This is a genomic window from Micromonospora foliorum (assembly GCF_022229015.1).
In the GTDB taxonomy this organism is placed as follows: domain Bacteria; phylum Actinomycetota; class Actinomycetes; order Mycobacteriales; family Micromonosporaceae; genus Micromonospora; species Micromonospora foliorum.
In genome coordinates, this window is record NZ_JAKKFF010000043.1 from 1 (window position 1) to 3,815 (window position 3,815).

Below are 3,815 nucleotides of genomic sequence, written 5' to 3' on the forward strand. Positions count from 1 at the left end.
GCGCTGACCCGGCACCGCGCTGACCCGGCACCGCGCTGACCCGGCACTGCGCTGCCTGGCCGACGCTCAGGAGAAACAGCGTTTGCCGGGGTGGCCCAGGCGGAGCGCGATCGGGCGGCGTGCCTCGATCTCGAAGCCGCACGCCAGCAACAGCTCCGTGCCGAACCCCTCGGCGACAGCGGCCGCGTCGTCGATGCCCGCCTCGCGCATCCCGGTCACCAGTGCGGTCACCAGCCGACGCCCGAGCCCCAACCGCCGGTACCGGGCATCGACAAGCACGCCGTCGAGCACCATCTCCCGCTCTGGCACGTCCGGATGCCACTCCCCGTACTCCAGGAACGGGCTCCGCTCGTGGGCCCGCAGTTCGCCCAGAAGCGTTCCGTCGGGAAGTTCGGCGACGTACCGCCAGGAGGTGGCCGGCAGGTCGCCGCTGACCACCCGGCGCACCTGCGCAGTCCGCCGGACCTCGGCCGCCCACCGCCGGTTGTCGCGATAGCGCCGATTCAGCTCGTACGCGGCCGGTGGCAGCGGAAGTGGATACCGGTGGGGCGGCAACCTGTACCACTCCGCCCACCAGGCGCCGGGCCAGTCCCGAGGCTCGTGGACCGGCCAGACGTCCAGGTGAGCCGGGTAACGGCGGCCCGCGTCGTCCCGCATGTCGTCGTGCGGGACCGGCGTGGGCTCGGTGACGCCGGAGATGGAGGGTGGGACGCCGACGGCCACCTTTCCGCCTGCGGCCCGGACGAGGCGTTCCACCGTCCGGAATCTTGGATCGACCGCCCGCCCCGACTCGATCCGGGCCAGCGTCGGCTGCGGCACCCCGGATTTCTCGGCCAACTGCCGCTGACTCAGATCGGCTCTGCGACGCAGAGCGCGCAGCGCCCGGCCGAGATCGGCTCCGCCGCCCTCGGTTTGGTCACTCGCGTCGTTCACAGTCCGATGTTCCCGGCTGGTCAGCGAGCTATCAACACCCTGTGTCGAGCTGTGGATAACCCTGTGGACAACCGCTCCGACCGGTGGATGACCTACTCCCGCAATCTCCCTTTGGAGCTGAATCGTTTGCGGCATCGCCCCGCGACCGATCACCGCCCGAGCCTGCACGCCCCAATCCACCTCCGGATTCCCGGCCCCGCGTTCGTGGTCGCTAACTTTCCGCGCTGGGCGACTCGTTTACGACATCAGCTCGAAAGGGAGACTGGGGTGGGTGCTCGACCTGGCTGGCCCGGTCGTTTCCGGGCGTTGCTTCCACCCGGCGGGCGTCCGCCGCAGTTCGCGCCGCCGCCACGCTCCGACCCGGATCACAGTCGCGGGGTGGGCACGGGCCCGTGGCGGAGGGCGGGGCTACGGTGAGGGTGTGGCGCTCTCCCTGGCGATCTCGCCCTGCCCCAACGACACGTTCGTCTTCCACGCGCTGGTGCACGGGCGGGTGCCCGGCGCGCCGCCGGTCGAGGTGACGTACGCCGACGTGGACGTCACCAACACGGCGGCCGAGCGGGGCGCGTTCGACCTGGTGAAGGTGAGCTTCGCGGCGCTGCCCTGGCTGCTCGACGACTACCACCTGCTGCCCTGCGGCGGCGCGCTCGGTCGCGGTTGCGGCCCGCTGGTGCTCACCCGGGGCGACCGTGACGGCGGGCCGGACCGCACCGACCTGACCGGTGCCACGGTGGCGGTGCCGGGCGACCGGACCACCGCGTACCTGCTGTTCCGGCTCTGGTCGGCCGGGCGACCGCCGGCCCGGATCGAGGTGGTCCCGTTCCACGAGATCATGCCCGGCGTGGCGGCTGGGCGCTACGACGCCGGGCTGGTCATCCACGAGGCCCGGTTCACCTACCACCGGCACGGCCTAGGCGCCCTGGTCGACCTCGGCGAGTGGTGGGAGGCCGACACCGGCCTGCCCATCCCCCTCGGCGCGATCCTGGCCCGTCGTGGGGCGGTCGACCCGGAGGCCGCGGCCGGCTGGGTCCGCGAGTCGGTCCGGCAGGCCTGGGCGGACCCGGCGGCCAGCCGGGAGTACGTGTTGGCGTACGCCCAGGAGATGGAACTCGACGTGGTGGACCGGCACATCGGCCTCTACGTCAACGAGTTCACCGCGGACCTGGGCGAGGCCGGCTTCGCCGCGGTGGCGGCACTGCTCGACCGGGCCGCCACCGCCGGCCTGGTGCCTCAGACCTCCAGCTCGCGTGCCACCGCGTGGACCAGCTGAGCGATCTTCTGCGCGGCCTTCCTGTCCGGGTACCGACCCCGGCGCAGGTCCGGCTGGACCTTCGCCTCCAGCACCTTGATCATGTCTTCGACCAGGCCGTGCAGCTCCTCGGCCGGCCGACGGCGCAGCTCCGCCATCGACGGCGGCGCGTCCAGCAGCTTGACTCCCATGGCCTGCGCGCCCCGGCGGCTGTCCACCACGCTGAAGTCGACCCGCTGGCCACCCTTGAGGTCGGTGACACCCGCCGGCAGCGCCCCCTTGGGCAGGAACACGTCGCCGCCCTCGTCACTCGTGACGAAGCCGTATCCCTTGGCCGTGTCGTACCACTTCACTCGACCCGTAGGCACCTGAAAACCCCTGCTTCACTTGAGCCGCTACTGCTCCAAGGCTAGCTGGATCATCCCGTCGAGCGCCGCTGGGAATTCGACGAGCCCGTCCAGCACCACTTCCGCCCCGGCCGCGCGCAGCTCGTCGGAGGAACACGGGCCGGTCGCGACACCGATGCCGGGCACCCCGGCCGCAGCCGCCGCCACCATGTCCGCGACGTGGTCACCGACGTAGTGGGTCGCGCCGTGCTCCCGCAGAGCTGTCGCCTTCTGCTCGGCGAACAGGTCGCCGGCCAACTCGTCGACCGCGAGACCGAGGTGGTCCAGGTGCATCCGGGCCAGCCTGCCGATCTTGGAGGTGACGACGAGCACCCGCCCGCCCCGCGCACGGATCGCGTCGATGGCCTCCCGCGCGCCGGGCAGCAGAAGCGTCGGGGTGATCGCGTACGCCGGGTACAGCTCGCGATACACCCGCACGGCCGACTCGACCTGCTCCGGCGGAAACCAGTGCGCGATCTCGGTACGCAGCGGCGGGCCGAGCCGGGACACCGCCAGCTCGGCGTCGACCGGCACACCGGTCCTCGCGGTCAGCGCCCGGTAGGCCGCGGCGATGCCGGGGCGGGAATCCACCAGGGTCATGTCGAGGTCGAATCCGACGGTCAGTGCGGGCATGTCGAGAAACGTACCGGCTACTCCCAGTCGGCCGGACGTCCGAGGGGCGCGGAAGCCCGGTGCCGGGCTAGCGTGGAAAGACGATGACCACCTCACTCGCCGACCACCTGCGGTCGCTGCCCGACGAGTCACTGGCCGCGCTCCTCCAGCTGCGGCCGGACCTCGTCGTGCCCGTGCCGGCCGACGTCTCCGCCCTGGCCATCCGGGCCCAGTCCCGGGTCTCCGTGGCCCGCGCACTGGACGGTCTGGACCATTTCACCCTCCAGATCCTGGACGCCGCCCGCCTCACCCGGAATCCGGACGACGCCACCACGACCACCGAAACCGTGCTCGTGATGGCGACCTCCGGGCCGCAACCGCCGGCTCCGACGGCAGTCCGGGCCGCCGTGGGCCGACTGCGTGCGCTCTTCCTGCTGTACGGCCCGGAGCACGCGCTCCAGGTGGTGCCCGCCGTCGACGAAGTCGCCCCGTACCCCGCTGGGCTCGGCCGGCCGGCCGCGGAGCTGGACCCGCGCACGGCCGCGCTCTGCGCGGACCCGGCGAAGCTCCGACGGACGGTGCTCGCCGCCCCGCCCTCGGCCCGGGCGATCCTCGACCGGTTGGCGGCCGGCCCG

General features: G+C 72.5%; 4 protein-coding genes and 1 pseudogene. 2 read left to right on the plus strand and 3 right to left on the minus strand.

Features of this window, described 5'->3' with window-relative positions; translation table 11 throughout:
- Positions 1-66: 66 nt before the first annotated feature.
- Complete coding sequence (locus PSH25_RS04145) at positions 67-933, minus strand: helix-turn-helix domain-containing protein (protein WP_238657731.1); 867 nt, start codon at positions 931-933, stop codon at positions 67-69.
- Positions 934-1,354: 421 nt separating this feature from the next.
- Between PSH25_RS04145 and PSH25_RS04150 the strand changes: the two genes are divergently transcribed.
- Positions 1,355-2,203, plus strand: a complete 849-nt coding sequence (locus PSH25_RS04150) for a 1,4-dihydroxy-6-naphtoate synthase (protein WP_238657732.1) — start codon at positions 1,355-1,357, stop codon at positions 2,201-2,203.
- Here the strand turns inward: PSH25_RS04150 and PSH25_RS04155 are convergent.
- Positions 2,164-2,550, minus strand: coding sequence for a cold-shock protein (locus tag PSH25_RS04155; protein WP_030329652.1), 387 nt, complete (start codon positions 2,548-2,550; stop codon positions 2,164-2,166). The two genes, PSH25_RS04150 and PSH25_RS04155, sit on opposite strands and share 40 nt — an antisense overlap.
- Positions 2,551-2,577: 27 nt before the next feature.
- Positions 2,578-3,201, minus strand: a complete 624-nt coding sequence (locus PSH25_RS04160; protein WP_238657733.1) for an HAD family hydrolase — start codon at positions 3,199-3,201, stop codon at positions 2,578-2,580.
- Positions 3,202-3,284: 83 nt separating this feature from the next.
- On the opposite strand from PSH25_RS04160, the pseudogene PSH25_RS04165 reads away from it, so the two are divergent.
- Positions 3,285-3,815 (plus strand): annotated as a pseudogene (locus PSH25_RS04165) (helicase-associated domain-containing protein); the annotation flags it as partial.

What these genes read in the sequence shown, in the direction of transcription:
- PSH25_RS04160 (WP_238657733.1), bottom strand. Translation starts at nt 3,201, where the DNA reads ATGCCCGCACTGACCGTCGGATTCGACCTCGACATGACCCTGGTGGAT.